General features: G+C 51.5%; 19 protein-coding genes and 1 other annotated feature. Of the genes, 11 read left to right on the forward strand and 8 right to left on the reverse strand.

The features are described 5' to 3' along the window. The 8 genes from LLF78_03060 to rarD form a co-directional block, all read right to left on the reverse strand. The coding region (locus LLF78_03060; protein MCE5201476.1) for an amidohydrolase at positions 1-599 on the reverse strand (599 nt) is incomplete at its 3' end. A gap of 209 nt (positions 600-808) precedes the next feature. Further along, complete coding sequence (gene rplL / locus LLF78_03065; GenBank protein ID MCE5201477.1) at positions 809-1,186, reverse strand: 50S ribosomal protein L7/L12; 378 nt, start codon at positions 1,184-1,186, stop codon at positions 809-811. 68 nt (positions 1,187-1,254) lie between these two features. Then, entirely contained in the window at positions 1,255-1,782 is a 528-nt protein-coding gene (gene rplJ, locus LLF78_03070; GenBank protein MCE5201478.1) for a 50S ribosomal protein L10, read from the reverse strand. A gap of 35 nt (positions 1,783-1,817) precedes the next feature. Then, positions 1,818-1,965, reverse strand: a sequence feature (ribosomal protein L10 leader region). A 90-nt stretch (positions 1,966-2,055) separates the two neighbouring features. Further along, a complete protein-coding gene (locus LLF78_03075; protein ID MCE5201479.1) occupies positions 2,056-3,531 on the reverse strand; it encodes a TolC family protein in 1,476 nt (491 codons plus the stop codon). A gap of 13 nt (positions 3,532-3,544) precedes the next feature. Next, complete coding sequence (locus tag LLF78_03080) at positions 3,545-6,679, reverse strand: efflux RND transporter permease subunit (GenBank protein MCE5201480.1); 3,135 nt, start codon at positions 6,677-6,679, stop codon at positions 3,545-3,547. A 3-nt stretch (positions 6,680-6,682) separates the two neighbouring features. Beyond that, on the reverse strand, positions 6,683-7,975 hold the full coding sequence (locus tag LLF78_03085; GenBank protein ID MCE5201481.1) for an efflux RND transporter periplasmic adaptor subunit: 1,293 nt from the start codon (positions 7,973-7,975) through the stop codon (positions 6,683-6,685). Between the two features lie 48 nt (positions 7,976-8,023). After that, positions 8,024-8,644: a TetR/AcrR family transcriptional regulator gene (locus LLF78_03090; GenBank protein MCE5201482.1), complete on the reverse strand. Its 621-nt coding sequence runs from the start codon at positions 8,642-8,644 to the stop codon at positions 8,024-8,026. A gap of 105 nt (positions 8,645-8,749) precedes the next feature. Further along, the gene (gene rarD, locus LLF78_03095) at positions 8,750-9,634 is read right to left on the reverse strand and encodes an EamA family transporter RarD (GenBank protein MCE5201483.1); all 885 of its coding nucleotides are present in this window, start codon (positions 9,632-9,634) and stop codon (positions 8,750-8,752) included. Positions 9,635-9,892: 258 nt separating this feature from the next. Here rarD and LLF78_03100 point away from each other — a divergent pair, with 258 nt between their 5' ends. The 11 genes from LLF78_03100 to tyrS all read left to right on the forward strand — a co-directional run bounded on the left by LLF78_03100 (position 9,893) and on the right by tyrS (position 22,249). Then, positions 9,893-11,083, forward strand: a complete 1,191-nt coding sequence (locus LLF78_03100; protein ID MCE5201484.1) for a M20 family metallopeptidase — start codon at positions 9,893-9,895, stop codon at positions 11,081-11,083. Between the two features lie 13 nt (positions 11,084-11,096). Next, positions 11,097-12,575, forward strand: coding sequence for an AMP-binding protein (locus LLF78_03105; GenBank protein ID MCE5201485.1), 1,479 nt, complete (start codon positions 11,097-11,099; stop codon positions 12,573-12,575). Next, complete coding sequence (gene citC / locus LLF78_03110) at positions 12,562-13,629, forward strand: [citrate (pro-3S)-lyase] ligase (GenBank protein MCE5201486.1); 1,068 nt, start codon at positions 12,562-12,564, stop codon at positions 13,627-13,629. The genes LLF78_03105 and citC overlap by 14 nt, the downstream gene beginning before the upstream one ends. Before the next feature lie 3 nt (positions 13,630-13,632). After that, positions 13,633-14,178 (forward strand): citrate lyase holo-[acyl-carrier protein] synthase, encoded by a 546-nt coding sequence (locus LLF78_03115; GenBank protein MCE5201487.1) that lies wholly within the window; start codon positions 13,633-13,635, stop codon positions 14,176-14,178. A 243-nt stretch (positions 14,179-14,421) separates the two neighbouring features. Next, on the forward strand, positions 14,422-14,898 hold the full coding sequence (locus tag LLF78_03120) for a cytidine/deoxycytidylate deaminase family protein (GenBank protein MCE5201488.1): 477 nt from the start codon (positions 14,422-14,424) through the stop codon (positions 14,896-14,898). 24 nt (positions 14,899-14,922) lie between these two features. Beyond that, complete coding sequence (locus tag LLF78_03125; protein ID MCE5201489.1) at positions 14,923-15,486, forward strand: HDIG domain-containing protein; 564 nt, start codon at positions 14,923-14,925, stop codon at positions 15,484-15,486. A gap of 38 nt (positions 15,487-15,524) precedes the next feature. Further along, entirely contained in the window at positions 15,525-16,163 is a 639-nt protein-coding gene (locus tag LLF78_03130) for a response regulator transcription factor (GenBank protein MCE5201490.1), read from the forward strand. Next, on the forward strand, positions 16,160-17,545 hold the full coding sequence (locus tag LLF78_03135; GenBank protein MCE5201491.1) for a sensor histidine kinase: 1,386 nt from the start codon (positions 16,160-16,162) through the stop codon (positions 17,543-17,545). Before LLF78_03130 ends, LLF78_03135 begins: the two co-directional genes overlap by 4 nt. A 50-nt stretch (positions 17,546-17,595) precedes the next feature. Continuing rightward, positions 17,596-19,224: an MBL fold metallo-hydrolase gene (locus LLF78_03140; GenBank protein ID MCE5201492.1), complete on the forward strand. Its 1,629-nt coding sequence runs from the start codon at positions 17,596-17,598 to the stop codon at positions 19,222-19,224. A 92-nt stretch (positions 19,225-19,316) separates the two neighbouring features. After that, positions 19,317-20,873: a hypothetical protein gene (locus LLF78_03145; protein MCE5201493.1), complete on the forward strand. Its 1,557-nt coding sequence runs from the start codon at positions 19,317-19,319 to the stop codon at positions 20,871-20,873. A 95-nt stretch (positions 20,874-20,968) separates the two neighbouring features. Then, positions 20,969-22,249, forward strand: a complete 1,281-nt coding sequence (tyrS, locus tag LLF78_03150; protein ID MCE5201494.1) for a tyrosine--tRNA ligase — start codon at positions 20,969-20,971, stop codon at positions 22,247-22,249. The last annotated feature ends 44 nt before the right edge of the window (positions 22,250-22,293 follow it).

Raw genomic sequence — 22,293 nt, forward strand, 5'->3', positions numbered from 1 at the left:
GGCATGGCTTCAAATGCCCACAGTCCTCCGCCAAAGTGTGCAAAGACAACCTTGGCCTCCGGGTGGTTCATGCAGAATTTGGCGGCTTTGTCAGCGCCGTAGCAGCCTTTGCCGGGATATTGGTGTCCGGCCTGCTCGGCAATATGAAAAAGGATAAAAAGGCCGTGTTCGTGGCATGCAGATACCAGCCGCCATGTCTGGCTCATATCCGATATGTCAAGGTTCTGTCCGTCAGGAAAGAGCTCACCGACTCCTGCGGCTCCTGCCTCGGCACAACGCGCGATCTCTTCGTCCGCTCCCGGACGCGAGGGAGATACAACGGCAAGCGGACGGATACGCCCGGGATAACGGCGGGCTGCATCCAGCACATAGTCGTTGGCCACCCGGCAGAGCCCCTGGTCATGAAAGGCAAAGCTTGTCACAAACCCTGACTCGATCCCGTTTGCATCAAGCGTCAAGACAAATTCCTCTGCGGTGCCCCATTTGTTTACCTTTGAACGTGTCAGAATATCGAACCAAGGCTCGTGTTCTGCGATTTTATCCCTGTCGCGCTCAAATTCCGGGGGATAAATATGTGCGTGTCCATCGATGATTTTCATAGGAATAACTCCTTTTGCCGCTTGTATATAACGATTTCAGGCTCTTTAAATGATACATTATTTGAGCGAAAGAGACAAAAGTATTTCCGCAAACGAAGCCTCCTTTACAAAAAGGAGGCTTCGCGGCTTATCATGATCTTCTGCACTTTTGCCTCAACGTGGGGATTTTCCAGAGCCGAAGTCAGCAAATGTGTCAGTCAGGTCTTTAACTACTTAAGTACTACTTTGGCGCCGGCTTCTTCAAGCTTCTTTTTGATCTCTTCAGATTCGTCCTTAGTTGCGCCTTCCTTTACCGGTTTTGGCGCGCTGTCCACGAGTTCCTTCGCTTCTTTGAGGCCGAGCCCCGTGACCTCACGGACTACCTTGATGACGTTGATTTTATTTGCGCCGTACTCTTCGAGGATAACGTCAAACTCGGTCTTCTCTTCTTCGGCTGCTGCTGCAGGTGCGGCTGCGCCTGCCATAGGCATCATCATTGCCGGTGCCGATGCTGATACGCCAAACTTTTCCTCGAGTTCCTTAACGAGCTCTGAGAGCTCAAGAACGGACATTTCTTCAATTGCCTTGATAAGATCTTCACGTGTCATATTATGTCATCCTCCTGGGGATATTTTAAATTTTTGTACTGCTATGCGGCTGATGCCGCAGGGTTGAACTATGCTGCTTCTTTTTTGTCCCTGATCTGTGAGAGACAGGTAACAAGGCCTCGTGCCGGTCCTGAAAGCACGGTGACCAATCCCTGAAGTGGCGCCGCGATCGTGCGGACGACCTGAGCAAGGAGGGCTTCCCTTGAGGGGAGGTCTGCCAGTGCAAAAACCTGCTCCTTGCTTAGGACCTGACCTTCAAAAATCGCTCCCTTTACTATCAGAGCTTCGTTGCCCTTCTCTTTCGAGAAGTCGCGGATAGACTTGGCTACCGCAACGACATCTCCGTAGGACAGGACATAGGCGTTAGGGCCGGAATCAAATTCTGAAGCCTGGACTATTCCGCATTCGGAGAGAGCTATGCGCATGAGTGTGTTTTTGCATATCTTCATCTCGCCGCCGGCATTGAGGATCCGTTTGCGGCAGTCTCCGATTTTAGCGACTGTAAGCCCGCGGTACTCCGTGAGGAACACGGCATTGCTTTTTTTCAGCAGTTTGACAAGAGAATCGACCATTTCACGTTTTGCTTGTGTAGGCATCTTTAAAATTCACCTCCCGATGATGTTTTTTTCCGGAAGACATTAAAAATGGCTTCCGTCACCCAAGGGAGTCCGGAAGCCATAATACGTGCCATAAAATCATACACGGTTATCCTTCGCAGACCTCGGCAGGAAATTAAGCGCAAGCGCACCTGCTGTCTCGAGTCTTAGCGTAAGGATTATACAACGGAGAATTATTTTTGTACAGCCTTTGGCCACGGTGTATTTTTCAATTGACAATTGCAAAAGTAACTGCGACCTGCGTAAATAAATCTATTTTACCTTCTTAGCGGTTTCTTCCGCCTGATATTCTGCTGCCAGCGGCGCCCAGCCGCCGCCGAGGGCCTTGAAAAGCCTGACAGCATCTGAGGTCACCTGTCCTTCGCTTATGGCATAAGCTTCAGATAGCGAGAGGAGTGCCCGCTGTGCACTGATAACGTTGTTGAAATCAGTGAGTCCGTTTTTATATTTGTCATTTGCAACATCAAGCGCGATTTGTGCTGCCTTAACGCCGCGGCTGAGCGCTTCGTTGCGCTGGCGTTCCTGAATGCCGGAGGTTAAAGCATTCCGTACTTCAGCGACTGCATTGAGAACTGCCTGTTCATAAGCGGCAAGATACTGTTCCTGCCGTGCGGTCTGTACGCGGATGTTGTTTCTTATCGCCCCCCCGTGGAATATCGGCCAGGTGATCTTTGGCCCGAAACTGTAGGCTTTGTTCGGCCCTTCGAAGAGGCTGCCCGAATCAAGGGCTTCTGTGCCTATGGAGCCGATGAGGTAGAACTTAGGCCACAGGTCTGCCTTTGCAGATTCCTTGCGTGCGATCTGTGCCACGAGCTGGCGTTCGGCGGCGCGTATATCGGGCCTCTGCCGCAGCGCATTAGCGGGGATGCCGACCAGCATGCCCGCATCAAGTTTGGGCAGGGGCTTCTTTTCGCCCAGCAGTTCCTCCAGACTGCCGGGCACACGGCCGACGAGTATGGCCAGGCTGTTTTTGACTTCTTCTATACTTGTTTCCAGCGGAGGGATAGTTGCCTTCGTCTGTTCAAGCGTGTACTTTGCCTGATTTAGTGCGAGCTGGTCGCTCAATCCCGAGTCCACTTGCGACTGGAGCATGTCGAGGGTGTCCTGCTGCAGCACAAGGTTGTTTTTGGCTATCACGAGCCGTTCCTGGAGTGTGCGGAGCGTCAGGTAGTCGAGCGCGACCTCCGAGGAGAGCGAAACCCAGGTCGCATGGAGCGCGGAGTACTGTGCCTCAAGTGTGGCGACTCCGGCCTTTACCGTCTGCCTGCGTCCGCCGAAAATATCTATCTCCCATGACGCATCTATGCCGAGGCGGTAGATGTCAGAGTCCTTGCCGCTTGTATCGAGAGGAGATTTTTTGTTGTACCAGTAATTTGTCGTGTCGAGCCACGGGAGCATCTCCGCTTTGCTTATACCCAGAGATGCACGTGCCTCCGTGACTTTTGCGCGTGCAGAGGCAAGGTCTCTGTTGCTCTGCAGAGACCATGTTATGAGCTGAGTCAGCGTTTTGTCGCCCAGTGTGTCCCACCAGCTCGCCAGCACTTCTGGCTTCGGCGCGTCGGCGATGTCCCCGGAGACGGCAGGGATGGGATATCTCTTTGCCATGTCAGTCCATCTGCCCTCTTTTAGCTCTGTGTCCTGGGAGGCGGGAACTGATTCCGCAAACGCCACGAATGATGAGAGGATGAGTATCAGTATCGAGGTTATGGTTATTGCAATCTTTTTCATAGTCTTCAACCTCTTATTCCTTGGCCTTTGGAACTTTATTGCCGACTCGGCCGGTTATTCTTTCAACCATGCCCTGGAAAAGAACATAGAGCGCGGGTATGAGGAATATGCCCAGGATCGTCGCTGCGTTCATTCCGAAGAACATCGTTGTACCGACAGCGATACGGCTGTTTGCTCCGGCTCCGGTCGCAAACAGCATCGGCATTACGCCGAAAACGCATGTGAACGCCGTCATGAGAACTGCGCGGAAACGTTCGCTTGCCGCAGTGGCCGCGGCCTGTATGAGCGGAAGCCCATGATCCTCTCTCTGTTCTTTTGCGAATTCGACTATAAGGATCGCGTTCTTCGCTGCGAGTCCGATGAGCAACAGTATGCCAAGCTGTGCGTAGATACTCAGCGGCAGTCCCATTATGTACACTCCGAAGAGAGCGCCGAGCGCTGCGACCGACAGGGAGAGTATGACCGGCACGGGGACTGTCCAGCTTTCATACTGCGCTACGAGGAAGAGATAACCGAACAGGAGCGCTATAAACAGGATAATGATGATCTGTCCAGAAGAGTGCTGTTCCTGATACGTCATGCCGGACCATTCATAGGAATAACCCTCAGGCAGATCCTTCGCGAGTTCCGCGATACGCTTCATGCCCTGTCCCGTGGAGAAGCCGGTCTTCATGACGACGGTTATCGCTGCGCTCGGGAAGAGGTTATAGCGGTTTATCAAGCGGGGGGCGACCGTCTTCTTTATTGACATGAGGCTCTGCAGCGGCACGGGATTGCCCGTAGTGCTGTTCACGTATATGTTCCCTATGCTGTCCATCTTGTCTCTGTAATTCCAGTCGGACTGCAGTATGACCTTGTTGACCTGTGTGCCTATGTTGATGTCGTTTATGTACGATGTGCCGAAGTAGGCCTGGAGCGTGCTGAAAATCGTCCCGACCGGCACGTTGAACATCTCCGCCTTTTCCCTGTCGATGTCGAGGAAGAGGTGAGGCGTGTCCGCTGTATATGAGCTGAACGCATAGAGGACTTCGGGCGCCTGGTTGATCTTCCCGATAAAATCCCTCAGCACCATTGCGAGTCTTTCAGGATCGTTCTCCTGTCTGGACTGCAGGCGAAGGTCAAGGCCGCCGCTGACACCGAGTCCCATGACCGCAGGCGGCGTAAAGACGTTTATCTGTGCTTCGTTAACTGTTGACGCGATACCGCGCATCCGTCCTACTATGGAGCTCAGGCTTTTTTCCGGGGTCTTCCGCTTGGACCAGTTCTCGAGCGGAATGATCAGCGTCGCAACGTTTTCTCCGCCGCCGCCCGTGATATTATGGCCTTCTATGCTGAGAACATATTTGACGCCCGGTATTTCCCTTATCTTCGGTATCAGCCTTTTTGTAAGCGCCTGTGTCCTGCCCTGCGTCGCACCCTCGGGAAGCTGGACCGTTGCGAACATGGCCCCTTGGTCTTCGTCAGGGATGAACGCTGTCGGCAAAAATTTCGCTATTCCATATGCAGCTGCTATGACGAGTACAAGAGACAATATCGTTACGAGTACCCTGCTGGCCATCCATACGGAACCCGCCACATACCTGCGCGTTACTTTGGCAAGTCCGTCGTTGAACCACTTTAGAGGCCCCCGCTGTACGGGTTTGACCTTCTGCAGCATGTGGGCGCACATAACGGGACTCAGAGTCAGGGCGACGATGAGAGAGAAAACGACTGAGAACGAGATCGTGACCGCGAACTGGCGGTATATCTGTCCCGTAATGCCGCCCATGAACCCAACAGGCACGAATATCGCGAGAAAGACGAGCGTCGTCGCGATCATCGGCCCCGTTACGTCCCGCATGGCTTTTATCGTCGCCTCTTTGGGCGGGCAATCGTCCCTGTCCATTATAAAAATAACACGTTCGACGACGATTATCGCATCGTCTACGACAGTCCCTATGACGAGTACGAGTCCGAAGAGCGAGAGGATGTTGATGCTGTAGCGCATGGCGGCGAGCCCCGCGAACGTTGTGATCAGCGAGATCGGTATAGCCGCCATCGGGACAAGCGTGACGCGCCAGTTCTGAAGGAAGAGGAAGCATACGAAGACAACGAGTGAGAACGTGAGAACCAGAGTGGTAAGTATCTCACCGATCGTCGCCCTGACGTAGTCGGTCGAGTCGTAGCCCATCAGGAACTCAGTATCTGCCGGCAGGTCTTTCGCCAGTTCCGCGATCACCTTCTTCGCTGCGCCCATGACAGTTATGGCGTTTGAACCGGCGGCCTGCGACAGGGCCATCATTGCAGAGGGGCTGCCGTTGTATCCGGAATGATATGCGTATGATTCGGCGCCAAGTTCGATCCGCGAAATATCCTTGAGTTTTACAAGCCCGCCCTGGGCGCTCGTGCGAACGATGATCTCCTCGAATTCGCGCACGCTTCCGAGACGTCCGCGCGTCGTGAGTGAATAGACGATCGGGTTGTTGGCATTGCCGACGGGGGCCCCGCCGATGGAACCGAGCGATGCCTGTTTGTTCTGGCTCTGGATAGCGCCTGATACGTCGGAGACGCTGAGCCCGAGCGCCGCGATGCGTTCCGGGTCAAGCCAGATCCGCATGCTGTATTTGGCGCCGAAGACCTGAACGTCTCCCATGCCCGGGACGCGTTTGAGGACATTTTTGACGTTACTGTATGCGTAGTCTGAAAGGAAGAGTTCGTCTCTCGTCCCCTTAGGCGAGATGAGCGCAACAAAACCTAGGATGTCGGAAAACTGGGTCGTTACCGTTATGCCGCGGTCCGTGACTTCTCGCGGAAGCAGCGGGGTCGCCTGCTGGACCTTGTTCTGTACCTTGACCAACGCCATATCCGGATCCGTCCCTGTTTTGAAGGTGACCGTCAGGGTGTAATTCCCGTCGTTGCTGGATGTCGAGTTCATGTAGATCATGTCATCGACGCCGTTGACTATCTCTTCCAGCGGCGCGCCGACAGTGTTGGCCAGAACGTCCGCGGTTGCGCCGGGATACGTCGCGCTGACGCGTATCTGGGGAGGCGTGATTTCAGGATACTGCGCGATCGGCAGGGAGAAAGCCCCTATTATCCCTGCAAGGGTCATCACGATCATTATGACCATTGCAAATCTGGGACGTTCTATAAAAAATTTCGCGAACATGGACTAGTTTCCCTCTTTTGCAGGTTTTGCAGCCGGCTCCGCAGAAATTGCACCGGCCGGACCGTTGCCGAAGCCTGCTTCGGGCTGAGCCGCAAGCTCCGCGGCGCTCTTTGTCTCGTTCTGAGCGGCTTTGATCGGTTGCACCTTCATTCCGGGCCTTAACGACTGCACACCCTGAATGACGATATTCTCTCCGGCCGTAAGGCCCTCCCTGATTTCGCGCATCGTGCCGACTTCGGCACCGAGCGTTACCCTGCGCTGCTGCGCTATGTTGTCATTCCCGACTGTATAGACGTAATCGCCATTAGCGTCTGCGAGGATGGCGACCTGCGGGATAACGACGAGAAGATCCTGCTCAACGGGTTTCGTATTGATGCGGACCATCGCTCCTGGGATAAGAAGCCCGTCGCTGTTGTGGAAGCGGAGACGCATCAGGAGAGTTCCTGTATTTTCGTCGATCTTGTTGTCCTCGAAATCACGCTCCCCTTCAGCAGGGAAATTTTTGCCGTTACTAAGCTTCAGCGTGGTTTTATAAACAGATTTGCCGCTCTTCCTGAAAGCTTCGAGCTGGTCCAGATAATCTCTGTCCGGAAGAGCGAATGCCACGCGGATCGGATCCATCTGCACGATCGTGGCGATAGGTCCGCTTGAGAGCGATACATAATTTCCTTTTGTGAAATTTGCCGCGCCTATCCGTCCTGAGATCGGGGCAGTGATGCGGGTGTGAGCAAGGTCTATCTGTGCGAGCTTCAGCGCGGCCCTTGCCTGTGAGACATCCGCCTGTCCCTGAAGAAAGTTGCTCTCCGCAAGTTCTATGTCTGATTCTGAAATGCTGCGTTTGTCGGCAGCCTTCACTCTTTTAAGATATTTTGCGGCCCTGTCAAGGTTTGCTTCCGCTTTTGCAAGCTCTGACCTGCGCAGGTCGACCGTCGCCTGGTACTGGTTGCTGTCGATCAGGAACAGCACTTGTCCCGCCTTTACCATAGATCCCTCTTTGAAGTTGACCTTCATGACTTCGCCGGCGACCTGCGGCTTCAGCGAAACGGACTGGATGGCCTCTACCTTTCCGATATACTCGCGCTGTACGGCGAGGTTTTTCTCCTCCACCTTATGAAGTATGACTTTCGGCGCTGCCTGTGCCTGTACGTCAGCCGGCTGCTTAGTCTTGTTCCCAAGTATCGTCTTTGCCGCGAATGCCGCTGCTATCAGAAGCACTATAATTATGATGATCCTTAAGATCTTCTTATTTGATTTACCCTTAAATTCCTTGTTCTCGTTTCCTTTCGGTGACGTCATTCTGTTGCGCACCTGCTCTTTCTTCAGTTTTTTTATTTGTTTTATATTTTATAATGCCTTGTATTTGAGTTCTGCTGCAAAAGCATCGAACAGAAAATCTAAGTGGTCCGTAAAATCTGCCGGTAAAACATCTCCGAGCTGTAAAATGAAAAAACCGTGAAAAACAGCGCATATCACCTTAGATACCGTAACGGGAGAAATATCGCTCCTGATTCTACCATCCGTCTGTGCTTTGACAATGAGTATTTCTAACATTTTCCGTTCGTTTTCAATGGAATTTTTTATGAGCACAAGGGCTTTTGCCTGAACGTCCTCCGGCCATTCGTGCTTGCGGAACATCAGCTTGTTTATCTTCATATGGTGTTTGTCCTCCGACAGGTGCATCAGCGTGTTCTTGTAATAAGAACGAAGTGCGCCTAAGAATTCCGGAGTTTCATATATATTTATGAAGTCCAGCTCGGTCTGGCTGAATATCTTCTCAAGGAGTTGAAGAAGGATGTCGTTTTTGCTTTTGAAGTGCCAGTAGACGGCTCCTTTCGTCATGCCTATATTTTCAGCTATCTCGGATATCGATACATTTGAAAAATTTTTATCACAGAAAATATCGAAAGCCGACTGGAGTATTCTGTTGCGTGTATCCTGTGCCTCCTCCTTTGTTCTTCGCACCACATCCACGCCCCCTTCGCCGTTAAAATTAAACTTTCGAATTATATATACATTCCTGTAGGTATGTCAATAGAGAAAGGCGGTATGATGTGTGCATATGTTGTTGCACTATCGCCGCTGAGCTTGGTGATACGCCACAGCGTCCGCGGTATAGACAGCGAGGGCTGTCCATATGAACGCGAAGGTACAGATGCGTGACATGAGAAGAGGTTCGTTATAGATGAAAGTGCCTATGATAAAGTAGAGCGTAGGGGAGACGTACTGTACAAAGCCCAGCGTCGTAAGAGGCACGCGTTTAGCACCGAACGCGAAAAGAATAAGCGGTACTGAAGTCATCACGCCGGTGCCTGCGAGCAGGATGTCCGTCGTCGTGTCATAAGGAAATGCGGCCGCTCCGCTGTTCTGTGCACAGATGAGCCACGCGAGGGCAAGCGGTGTGACCGCCGCCGTTTCGATGAAGAGTCCTGCGACAGGGTCGATAGAGACAGCCTTCTTGAGTACGCCATAGACGCCGAAAGTCATGGCAAGACCGATGGATACCATAGATATTGAGTGTGTGGAGATAAATTCAACGCATACGCCTGTTACTGCCAAGATAAGTGCAGCCCATTGCAGACGACGCAGTTTTTCGTGAAAAAACAACATGCCGAACGCCATGCTTACGAGAGGGTTGATAAAGTATCCAAGGCTTGTCTCGAGAATTTTGCCATTGTTGACCGCCCAAATATATATCCACCAATTTGCCGTTATGAGGAAGCCGCCGCATAGCAGACAGAGGGATCCGCGTCTATCAGTCCTAATAAATTCTGCTATAATATGCCATTTCTTTTGCACGACGACGACCGCTAACGTGAAGGCCATAGACCATACTACGCGATGCGCCAGGATCTCACCGGAGGGAATATTTTGAATTGCCTTCCAATATATGGGCATTGAACCCCAGAAAAAATATGAGAGGAATAGCGCCGCCACACCCCTTTGACTCTCTTTCAAACAAATCACGTCCCGAATTTATATCAGATCGCACACAGCCGTTATACGCAGCCTTGATTATTCTACCCTATCCATGGTAATTATGACTTCTTCTGTTCACTATACTTGCCGTTATAAATAATGTAACAGTATTTTTTTATTTTGCAAAAAGTGGGATCATAGATCGAATACTGTAGTATACTTAAACATTATTTCTTTCGAACATCTCAGCCTGATGGCGGATGATGGATCCAGGCTGAATTGGAAGGAAGTTTTATGATGATAGACCAGCTTCAGTCTTCCGGTCTCGGAGCTCAGCTTCTTCAAGAAGCTGAAAAAATAAGTTTTGAAATGCAGGAATGGCGGAGGGAATTCCACCAGTTCCCTGAGCTTGCGTTCGAGGAGAACATTACCGCTTCCAAAGTTGCCCGTGTGCTGGGATCGATCGACGGGATGAGAGTGATAACGGGTTTTGCGATGCCTACCTGCGTCATAGGGATCTTTGGGGACGATATTCCAGGACCGGCAATAGCTGTTCGTGCATGTATGGATGCGATCGCTGTCGAGGAAGAGACGGAGCTTTCTTTTTCCTCATGTATGCCTGGTGTGATGCATGCCTGTGGACATGACGCACACATGGCATCTCTGCTCGGGGCTGCGAAGATACTTTCGCTCCACTTGAAAGAGCTCAAACACAGGGTCGTCTTTCTTTTCCAGCCTGCCGGAGAGGGCAAGGGCGGCGCAAAAATACTTGTGCAGAATCGTTTCCTTGAAGATTTCAATATAGGTGATTGTCTTGGCTTTCACTGGTGGCCCGAGCTGCCATACGGCGAACTTTATATGCGCCGCGGTGTTATATCGGCTCTCTCCGACCGTATACACATTGACATACGCGGCACTGCCGGGCATGCAGCCAAGCCCCATATGGCAGTTGACCCGGTTATGATTGCCGCACACATCATGATAACTATACAGACAATGCTCACAAGAGAAGTTGATCCGCGCGACCCGGTCGTTGTCTCTTTCGGGCAGGTAGAGTCAGGGTTTGCCTATAACGCTATACCGGAGCAGGCAAATCTTTGGGGTACTCTTCGTGCCTTTGATCCTAAAATCCGAGATTTTGTGCAGGACAGAATCGAAACTATGGCCCCCGCAATCGCCAAAGCTTTCCGTGGACTTGCATCGGTAGAATATACCCGTAATTACGGACAGGTAGAAAATGACCCCGGGCTGGTTGATGATATAATCCGCATAGGGGTCCCTTTTTTTGGTGAGGACTGTATTAAGATGCTTGAGCGTCCCCTGCTCTCCGGCGAGGATTTTTCGTTTTTCAGCAGCTGTGTTCCGTCCGTGTTCATGCTGATGGGAACAGGGCTTGAATACGCGCTCAACCATCCGAGATATGACGTGCCGGAAAGTATGCTTCCGTTTTCGGCAGCATGGGAAGCCTATATGGCGCTAATGCTTTAATGGAGGGGATGTTTTGGATCTCAGACTCGATCAGATAATCACCTCGAACCTTGAAAAACTCCGGAACGAACCGGCTATCTGGTGGCAGAAGACCTGGTGGTCACGTGGTGCGTTCCTCGAACTCATCAAAGAATGTGAACAGGTGCTTTCCGACAGCGGGTTCAAGGCAGGGCAGAGAGTCGCGCTTCTACTTCCCAACTGTCCGGTATTGCTTGCTTTGACAATCGCGCTCTGGAGACTCGGCGGAACAGTCGTACCCATAGATTTCCGCGGAGGTTATGTCTCTCTCATCAAACAGCTCAAACATGCGGATGTTTTTGCTGCGGTCACGTTCAGAGGGTGCTCGAACCTTGTTCCGCTCATCTCGGAAGAGGGGATCCCATGCGTAGTGACGGCACTTGATGCCCCTTGTGAGATCATCGCAGGGCGTCCTTCGCACGAGGAGTCAACGGACACTGCCGTTATATTCTACACATCGGGCACTACTGGAGCACCCAAGGCCGTCCCGCTGACTCACGGGAACCTCATAAGCTGCATAAACGCGTGCATAGACCACATCGATGCGCTTACCGAGGACGATGTGTTCCTTAACGCATTGCCAAACTTCAACGCTCTTGGCTTTGTGTGCGGCGCGCTCATCCCGTTCGTCAGAGGCACGCGCCAGGTAGTGCTGCCCTCGTTCATGCCGCCGGAGGCTACTATGGACGCTATGAGGAATGCCGATGTTACCATTTTGCCCGCAGTCCCGACTATGATATCCCTGCTGCTCGGCGCGGCTGCGCGCGGGTTCAATCCGCCGCACAGCCTGCGCTATATACTTTCCGGCGGAGACAGGCTGCCGCTTGATTTTGACAAACGTTCGCAGGAAATGCTGGGTGTTCCTGTCATAGAGGGCTATGGACTCACAGAGGCTTCGTCGGTCGTCTGCATCGCACCAGGCATTGATAAGAGAAAGCCCGGTACGGTTGGCACGTTTCTTTCATGTGTCGAAGCGGAGATCCGCAACGGGGGAGGAGAAGTCCTTCCTGCAGGCAGCGAAGGGCATCTCTGGATACGCGGTGCTTCCGTCGCAAAATGTTATTATCGTAATCCGGAGCTTACCGCCGTACGTTTTGTCAACGGGTGGTTCGACACCTGCGATATAGCGAAATTTGACGGTGATGGCTACCTTTCTCTCGTTGCGCGCGTAAGCGATGTTATATTTGTAGGAGGTTTCACGGTCTATGCGCAGGAGGTTGAAAAGGTCCTGCTCGAACATCCTGCGGTTGCAGAGGCTGCCGTCATAGGAGTACCGCGCTCTATAAGCGGAGAGATCGTTAAGGCGTTTGTCGTTCTGAAAAAGGGCGAAAAAGTAACGTCTAAAGACTTGCTTGAATCGTGCAAAAAGAAACTCTCCTACTATAAAGTCCCGAGAATAATCGAATTTCTGCCAGCAATGCCACGTTCGAGCATCGGCGAAATATTGAAGAGAAAGCTTGTTGAAAAGGACTGACATGTTCGGATTTGAGATCCGTGCCGTCCTCAGTCCCAGCAGACGTGAGAAAGAGCGGGTCGAGGCGCTGCTTGCCCTGCATGGTCTGATATATGAGGGAACTCCGGACTGTACGATCCTTGTCGAAGATTCGGATGAAAACCTTGTTGCCACTGCGAGCATACAAGATAATGTTATCAAAATGGTCGCCGTCGATCCAGAATGGCAGGATACGGGGCTCGCCGGCATCGTGATATCGAAAGTCCTTCAGTATGCCCGAGAGAATGGCATATTTCATCTTTTCGTATACACGAAACCCGATATGGCCGACAAATTTGCTTCAATGGGTTTTCATGAACTTGCGCGGGTCGACAGTGTTGTCCTCTTGGAATCGGGACAGCCTTCAGCGGAAGATTACTGCGCCATGCTGGAATCACAGAGATTCCCCGCTGCTTTGGGACCTTTTGGGGCTGTTGTCGTGAACTGCAACCCATTCACACTTGGACACAGGTATCTGATAGAGACGGCAGCTAAGAGATGCGGCGGACTATATGTTATAGTCGTACAGGAGGACGTTTCGGTCTTCCCGTTTAAAGACAGGATGAGGCTTGTAACAGAAGGAGTAAGGGATATATTGAATGTGAGGGTCCTTCCGAGTGCGGACTACGCAGTCTCACGGGCGACATTTCCGACTTATTTCCTCAAAGACCGCGGGGTGGATGCGGTTTCCGGGATACAGGCCGAACTTGACGTGACGCTCTTTGCAAACCTTTTTGTCCCGGCACTCTCGCTCAGCACCCGCTTTGTCGGTACCGAGCCGTTCTGTCTCACTACGGAAATATACAACAAGGCGATGAAAAAAATCCTTCCGGCGTATGGGGTTGAAGTCGTTGAGATTTTACGTGCCAATGACCCATCGGGTACCGCTATTTCCGCATCACGCGTCAGAAAAGCGATAAAGGACGGAGACTGCGACATTTTAAAAATGCTGTTGCCTGAAGTTACGCTCGATTACCTTGCTTCGGAAGAAGGCAGACATGTCGCTGAAAGGCTCCGCGCCGTAGAACAGGACTGAGAGATGCCCACACCGCTTGAAGATGTCCTTGCGGGACGCGACGAGAGGGTTTATGTACAGGGGCTGTTGCTTAATGTGGATGGACAAGTTATGTCCCCGCGGGAGAGATTCATCTGTCAGATTTCACTGAACATTCCCGGCTACCCCAAAAGACTTCCGCTGGATGAAGAGACAGTCCGTAAAGGAGCGGGGGATTTTCTGCTTGGATATGGCGCGGATCCTATAAAAGAGCGCTTTTTGACAAACGGCGCAGGTTTATGCTGGCTGGGGCTATTTGATGGGGATGCGGAGACCGCAAAAAGGGCCAAGCTGTCAGCGGTCAGGATCGAAGAACAAAATCCCGCGGGACGTATATTCGACATCGACATCATAACGGATGACGGCTCAATCTCTCGAAATATACTTGGGCTTTCTCCCCGCAGATGCCTTCTATGCGGCGCAGAGGCCAAAATATGCGCCAGGTTACGTGCACATCCCGAGGAAGAGCTTCGAAGTGCGGTCGCGGCACAGCTGTCTGTGTACATCGGCCATGTTTTTGATCCGGAATGATAAAAGGCGCATTGCTTCCCTAACTTGATCGCATAAGGTATAAAACAGGGGATAAATTTTTGATCTCATGGTACGCTATTTGAATTATCCGTAATTTCCTATCGCATAAAATATAAATACCATATAAATTATATTTATAATTACAGCGGGCATGGTCGGAAATGTTAAAGATTCTTTCCTTGTCCTCCTTGTACGTTATGAGGAGGATATATAGTACAGAGGAGATAGGAGGAATTATGCTTTATGTCGATCCAACGTCCTGACTGGGACAGTTATTTTCTTCTTATAGCAAAAGTTGTTGCAAGCCGCAGCACATGCCTGCGCCGGAAAGTCGGAGCGGTGCTCGTCAGGGACAAGCAAATACTGAGCACCGGCTACAACGGCGCGCCCAAAGGCATCTCTCATTGCGAGGATGTCGGCTGTATGAGGGAGAAGCTTAATATTCCCTCAGGTGAACGCCATGAGATATGCCGCGGGTCGCATGCCGAGATAAACGCGATAGCACAGGCGGCATCCGCTGGTGTCGCGACACAGGGATGCTGGTTATACTGCACTCATGAGCCCTGTGTTTATTGTACAAAGGCTTTGATTAACGCCGGCTGTGAGAGGGTCGTCTATCTTTACCCGTATCTAGATGAACTTGCGCGCGCCATAATGAAGGAATCGGGAATTGATGCCGTGCAATTCGCACCTGAGAAACTGCAGAAGGATATTTTTTAATAGAACTGGGGAGGTACGGAATAAATGTTTACACGTGAACAGTCGCTCGAATTTCTGAAGGAACACAACAAGGAAGAGATGCACCTGCGCCACGCTTTCGCTGTGGAAGCCGCCATGAGGGGTTTTGCCGAACATTACGGAGAAGATGCGGATTACTGGGGGCTTATCGGACTGATGCACGACATAGACTGGGAGGAATTCCCGAGCACTGAGACGCATCCCGTCAAGGGGGGTGAGATGCTCAAAGAAAAGGGCTACCCTGATGATTTCGTCCGCGCAGTCCTGGCCCATGGCTGGGAGTACTCTGGGGTAAAGCCTGAGACGCTATGCGAAAAAGTCCTCTACACCGTAGACGAGCTTACCGGGTTCATAACGGCCGTCGCGCTGGTACGTCCAAGCAAATCGCTTATGGATCTCGAGGTCAAATCAGTCAAAAAGAAATGGAAAGACAAGGCTTTTGCGCGCGGCGTGAACCGTGAGGTTATCGAGAAAGGCTGCGAGCTCATGGATGAGCCGCTTGAGCAGCTTATAGAGAGAACAATAGAATCGCTCAGGCCCGTTGAAAAAGAGATAGGGCTCGGAGCATAAGTTTCCCGCGCCGTCAATCCTGAAAGGAGGAGCTATACATGACAATTTCTTTGATTCTTGCAGACGACCATCCGCTTACCAGAGAAGGAATAAAGGGATATCTCGCAAAGGAACCGGATTTTGAGATAATAGGCGAGTACGCAGATGGAGAATCCGCATGGGCAGGTGTGCAGGCGCTTAACCCCCAGGTCGCGCTGCTTGACATACGCATGCCCGGATATGACGGAGTGGCGCTTGCGAGGAAGATAAAAGAGGCAGGGCTTCCTGTCGCCTCACTCATGCTGACATCATACGATGCGCAGCAGTATGTCATGGCATCTCTGCGCGCAGGTGCCCGCGGCTATGTCCTCAAGACTGCGAGCATGGAAACGCTGAGTAAGGCTATCCGCATCGTTGCCCGCGGAGGGTTTTTCCTTGACAGCGAAGTCGCGAATGCAGTCGAGGAAGAGGGTGATTTTGTTCCGGAACCTGTTTCCGTAAGGGAGCGGGAAGTGCTTTTGCTAGCTGCGCGAGGACTATCCGGAAAAGAGATCGCGACACAGCTTTTCATAAGTGAGCGTACGGTACAGACCCACCTGGCGTCAATCTATGACAAGCTTGGCGCTAAGAACAAAACGGAAGCCATGCTCCTCTCCTTAAAATACGGCATAGTGACCCTGGAGGAACTGCTCGATTGAGAAGAAACCTGCTGGTTCAGCTCACAATAGCTGTTTTCCTCCCGAGCCTGGGAGCGTTTCTGCTTGCATGGGTGGGCTTCTGCCAGTTTGAAAGTACGATGGAGGGGCTTGCAGGCTCATATGTGCAGAACCTTGCGCGCGGGACCGCAGCCAGACTTGAATCTACCCAGTGGGAGCTGCGCTCTGACGGCACATGGCTCCCCAACCAGTTTCGTTCGCGTATCGGCGGACTCAGCGACCAGGCACTCGAAGATATAAATGTGCCCGGTATGTTTGCCATTTTTGACAGTAAGGGCAACCTGGTCTACGGTACATCCGATATCTCGCTGCTCTCTATAATCTGGGATCAGCCGATAACAATAATGTCTCCTCAAAAGGTCAGAGGTCCGGACGGCCTGTTATATACCGTTGCGGTTTACCCTGTACTTCAAAGGGATCTCTTTGTGCTTGCCGCCGTATCGTGGGATAAGCTCTTTGGCACGATGGTCCCGCTTTCGACCTTCTGGCCTTTTATAATGGGAATGCTGGGACTTGTCGGGATTTTCTCTGTCTACATAATGTGGCAGAAGGTCATACTTCCTCTGAAGGATATGGAGGAGGAGGTCTCGATGCTCAGATGGGGAGAGGAAATCCCGCAGAAGGTTGCTCCCGAGGCGGTAAACGAACTTCAGAAACTGAGGGAGGCACTTGTCGTCCTTGCTGACTCGGCGATAGACAGGGAGCAGCTCTCCCGCAGATATGTCAATGACCTCGTTAAAGTGCAGGAGGAAGAGCGCGCGAGAATATCGCGTGAGATACATGACGGTCCGCTTCAGGATGTCACGGCACTCCTGCAGAGGCTCAGGCTTTTGTCTATGGACATTGATTCGCCATGTGAGAGAAAGAAACGCCTGGACGAAGCGGAGCGCGTTGCAATGACAGGTGTGCGTGAGATGCGTGAACTCTGTAACAATCTGACGCCGCCATGGCTTGACCTGGGACTCTCCCAGGCGATTACGGAGCTTACAGAGAGACTCAGCGCCCAGCTTGATATAAAGATCATCCTTGACCTTCAGGATATCCCTGAACTGCCGGACGATGTCACTCTTGCTTTCTTCCGTGTCGTTCAGGAGGCTGTTAATAATTCAGCGCGTCATTCCGGTGCGTCCTATGTCAAGATAAGCTTGAGGGACACTGGTAAAAAGCTGCTGCTCCAGATAGAGGACGACGGGAATGGTTTCGAAGTTCCGGAGAACATCGCAGAACTTCGTGTCCATGGCCACAGAGGGCTTTCGAATATGAAAGAGCGGATGTCTCTCGTTGGAGGAACGCTCGATATTACGTCTTCGCAGGGCAAGGGCACGATAATACGTTGTGAACTTCCGTTCCAGACTGTAAAATAGATATAGAATATGACTCGTTGAAAGGTGGGAGCCCTTACGGGCGATGCGTTTTGAAGCTGAAAATTTTTGGTGCTGCGGGAGAAGTCACAGGTTCAAACTATATGATAGAGACGAGTGGCTATAAAGTGCTTGTAGACTGTGGGACCCACCAGGGCCGCGATGAGGAAAAACACGAGGATGAAGAGTTCTGCTACAATCCTGCCGATATAGACGCACTGCTTCTCACCCATGCGCACATCGACCACAGCGGGCGTATCCCGCTGCTTGTAAAGCAGGGCTTCAAGGGTAAAATATACTGCACGTATGCCACAAGCGAGCTTGTTGAGATCCTTTGGCGTGATTCTGCAAAGATCATGAAGGAAGATGCGCAATGGAAGACGAGGAAAAACACGCGAAGGGGCCTTGCAAAGGTAGAACCGCTTTATGACGACGGAGATGTCGAAGCTGCGCTCCTCTTCCGTACCCCGGTGCCTTACGACGAAGTTATCGACGTCCTTCCCGGTCTCAAGGTCCGTTTCCGTGAAGCAGGGCATATTCTGGGCAGCTCGTCAATAGAAACATGGATTTCAGAAGAAGAGGGGCAGAACCCGGTTAAAGTTGTATTTTCCGGGGATCTGGGGCCTTTCGACGGAGTAATAGAGAAGCCGCCTGTGCTTATAGATGATGCAGACTTTGTCATTATTGAGTCTACTTATGGTGACCGGCTCCATAAATCACTTGAAGACACCCGCGCTGAATTCCAGAACGCGATGAAGGATGCGCTTAAGACGAGTGCTAAAATCCTAGTCCCGACCTTCGTTGTCGATCGCGCGCAGAGGATGCTCTACGAGTTTGACCTGTTCCAGAAGACGTTCCCGGAACTTAAGACCCCTCCCATCTATCTTGACTCTCCGATGGGCATAAAGACAACGGAGATATACAGCAAATATACAAATCTGCTTTCTGAGCAACTCAAGGACATGCTCATCAAAGGAGACGATCCGTTTGAGCCGGAAGGGTTCAGCTTTATACGGTCGGCAGATGATTCACGCGCGCTCAATGACCGGAAAAGCGGCATAATACTTGCGGGAAGCGGGATGTGCTCCGGTGGAAGGATAATGCATCACCTTAAGCATAATCTCTACAAAGCGGACACACATGTTTTCTTCGTGGGATACCAAGCCTATGGCACTCTCGGGCGGCGCCTCGTCGACGGGGCAAAAGATATCCGCATCGCGGGAGAAGATGTCGTTGTCAGGGCACAGCTCCACACGCTGAACGGGTTCTCCGCCCATGCCGACAGGGATGACCTGCTTAAATGGGCGTCCGGCTTTCCTCAAAAGGCCCGCTTTATTGTCTCGCATGGCGAACCGAAATCATCCGGATCGCTTGCTCTTGGACTTAAGGACAAGGGCTACTTTGCGATGGTTCCCGCGATCGGCGATGAGATAGACCTCCTTGTGCCGGCGGCAGAAAGCGCGAAAATGCCGGTCATCTCGCAGCATATACTTGAACATATTGCTCTTGGAGCCCAGGATATTTCACAGACGCTTGCCGCTATAACGAGCCTGGCGGAAGCGATGCAGCACGCTTCGCTCCGCGGGGTCGATCATTCAAGGATAATGCCGCTTCTGATGTCTGCAAAGACGCTGCTTGAAACGGCGGAGTCTCTCAGCACAAAAGAGAAGAAATCAGCATAACTTGTTGTTCTTCAATTCGGTAAAAGGGCTATAATACTTTGGTTGCAGATGGGACAGCTTTACATTTGGCATGAAGGCGGGAGAGTTGCGGGATGCTGAGACGAATTAAACTTCTGGGGTGTGCGGCTGGAGCGGTCATTGTAGTGCTGTCGGGACTGTTCCTATTCTTTGCCATGTCGCGTTCATCAAACCTGCTCTCCGTTCTTCCCAAGCCGTCTGGATCTCAGCCTTATGCAATTATTGAGACAAGGGACAGCTCTTATCCGGAAGCATTCTCCGCGTTGCTGACCGATGGGATATATGCGCAGTTCCGCAAAGGAACGTCACGCAACTGCCTGTTCACGATAGCATCTCTTGCGCAAGACTGCGCTATGCTGGTTGAAGAACAGGACCAGGGAACAATGGAAGTCTATGCGGCGCTGAGATTTGCCAAGGTCGATATGAAGGAACTCAGCAAAGGCAAGCTGCCCGATCTGTGGAAAGGGGCATTTAAAGCCCCTCGCATTGAGGATGGTCCCGAAAAGGGGACATGGGAACTCTATGCAGAAAATACAGATTCCCCTATTTACTTCAAGGTCGAAAGCAAAAGGGTCCTGATTGCGGCCGGCATTGAACCATTCAAAAGACTGCTTGCCATACGTAACGGCGATGAAAAAGGCCTTGGTAAAAAAAGATGGAAGGATGAAAAGGCATGGCCGGGACATATTGAATTGTGCGACGGAGGGGATCTTTTTTCCTCAGGTGAAAAATCTTCGCCTCTTAAGCTGCAGGCAGCATGGCGGAATTTTGACGCTAAGAATGATTCTGATCCGGCCGGCGAGGCAAAATGGACGATAGAGGGACTCAGCAAGAAAATAAGCTCACTGGTGCCGGGTGCACTTGAACCCATGGAGTGGGACACATCGAACTGCATAATCCCCGAACCGCTGCTTTTGTCCGTAGGCATGAACTTTCCGGAGTTCAAGGGGTCACCAAAGGACTGGCCATTTCCACTCAGAACCATCGGAGAACTTGGTCACAGCCTGGAATTAAATGACAAACAGATACGAAAGATACTCTCCGGACAGACAATTATTTCGCTGGGTGGACAAAACCGCATATTATGGTTCACGCTGCCCGGTTTCACGATTGAGTTTACCGGAAAGAAGGATGCCATGCAGGAACTTGTCTCGGCCTTCTGGGATAAACTATTCTACGGAGCGGAGCCAAAGCCTCTTGATGGCTTCGAGTATGGCGGCACAGCCAATATCCCCTTCTCTGTTATAGGGGCGGGACGTGATGAGATGGCCTTGCTCGGTCTCACATCTCCTGAGTCGATAAAGGGTAAGAGCAGGATCTGCAATTTTCTAAAGGACGATGAAAAGGCAATAGGCTGGATCATTGCCGATCTGCCAAGAATAGGTTTGGCTCTGAGCGATATGGCAAAGATAAGTTCATTTGTCAGCGACAGCGAGGGATCAGATGGATTAAGCTATGAGAACGGCACAGGGTCAGATGGCGGAGCGTTACAGCCGGAACTCCCCGCCTCTCCGTTTGACCAGAGCATAACGGACTCTTTCAGCAATGTACTGAGGGGACTCGGCAAGATCCTTATCGTTTGGGAAAAACCTGGATCGGGGAGAATAAACTGGTATAGGAACGTGAAGTAACATCAAAATAAAGCTTGACAACGAAGCCGCACATTTGTGATTCTCTTCAGAGTGTCCGGCCGCTTGTAAGAACAAAATCCTGGAGGTAGAACAAAATGTACGCCAATGTGCTGAAGGTACTGAGAGAACGCGGTTTTGTCGAATGGAGCAGCCACAACGAGGAGCTCGAAGGGCATTTTACCGACAATATGGTAACGGGTTACATTGGATTTGACCCGAGCGCCGACAGCCTTCACGTCGGAAACCTGGTGGCGATCATGGGGCTGGCCTGGCTTCAGTATCTTGGGCATCGTCCGATAGCCTTGGCAGGCGGCGGCACCGGACGCATCGGCGATCCTTCCGGCAAAAGTGCTGAGAGGACCCTCCTGAGTGAGGAACAGATCGAATATAACGTCATATGCATCGCAGAGCAGCTGAAGCATTTTCTCAACTTCGACTGCGGCGAAAACAGCGCGATAATAGTCAACAACAATGATTGGCTCAAAAAAGAAAACTTAATAGAATTTCTGCGTGATACCGGTAAATTTTTTACTGTAAGCTTTCTGGTCAACAGGGAGTACGTCCGCAGCCGTGTCCTCGATCCGGACAAGTCCATTACTTATACGGAGCTCTCTTATATCCTGCTCCAGGCTTTTGACTACAACCACTTGTATAACGAATATGGCTGCACACTGCAGATGGGCGGCAATGACCAGCAGGTCAACATAATTGCCGGTATGGATCTCGCCCGCAAGAAATCCGGAGGGCAGTGCTACGGCATAACGTTCCCGCTGCTGCTCAACGCGCAGGGACAGAAGTTCGGAAAATCAGAGAGCGGCGCGATATACCTCTCTCCCGAGCGAACGAGCATTTATAAGTTTTACCAGTTCTGGATCAATGTAGATGACAGTGACCTCGAAAAATTATATAAACTCTTTACATTCATGGACCTCGAAGATATAGCGGATATAATAGCGGAACACAACAAAAATCCCCACCTCCGCATGGCGCAGAAGAAATTGGCGTGGGACCTTACTTGCCGTGTTCACGGAGAAGAGGCAGCGCAGCGTGTGCGTGATGCAAGTGCGGTGCTCTTTGGCGAAATGCACATTCACGAGGCGAAAGCGGATATGCTAGATACGCTCTTTGCTGAGATCCCGTCCGCAAAAATTGAGGGCAGGGCGGAGGGATCGCTTACTGACCTGCTTGTCGCATCGGGCGGATGTACATCTAAGAGCGATGCTAAACGCATGATTAAGGCCGGCGGTGTCTACATGAACGGAGTGAAGGTATCGGACGAGGCCAGGCAGATAAGTCCGGAGGACCTCCTTGCGGGAGGCTATATACAGCTCCGCGTCGGCAAAAAGGACTTCCGCTTAGTCAAATTCGTGATATAAGGCATCTACCAAACACAAGATCGGCACAACTTGCAGAATAGTCT

It is taken from the genome of Synergistaceae bacterium (assembly GCA_021372895.1).
Lineage (GTDB): Bacteria > Synergistota > Synergistia > Synergistales > Synergistaceae > JAJFTP01.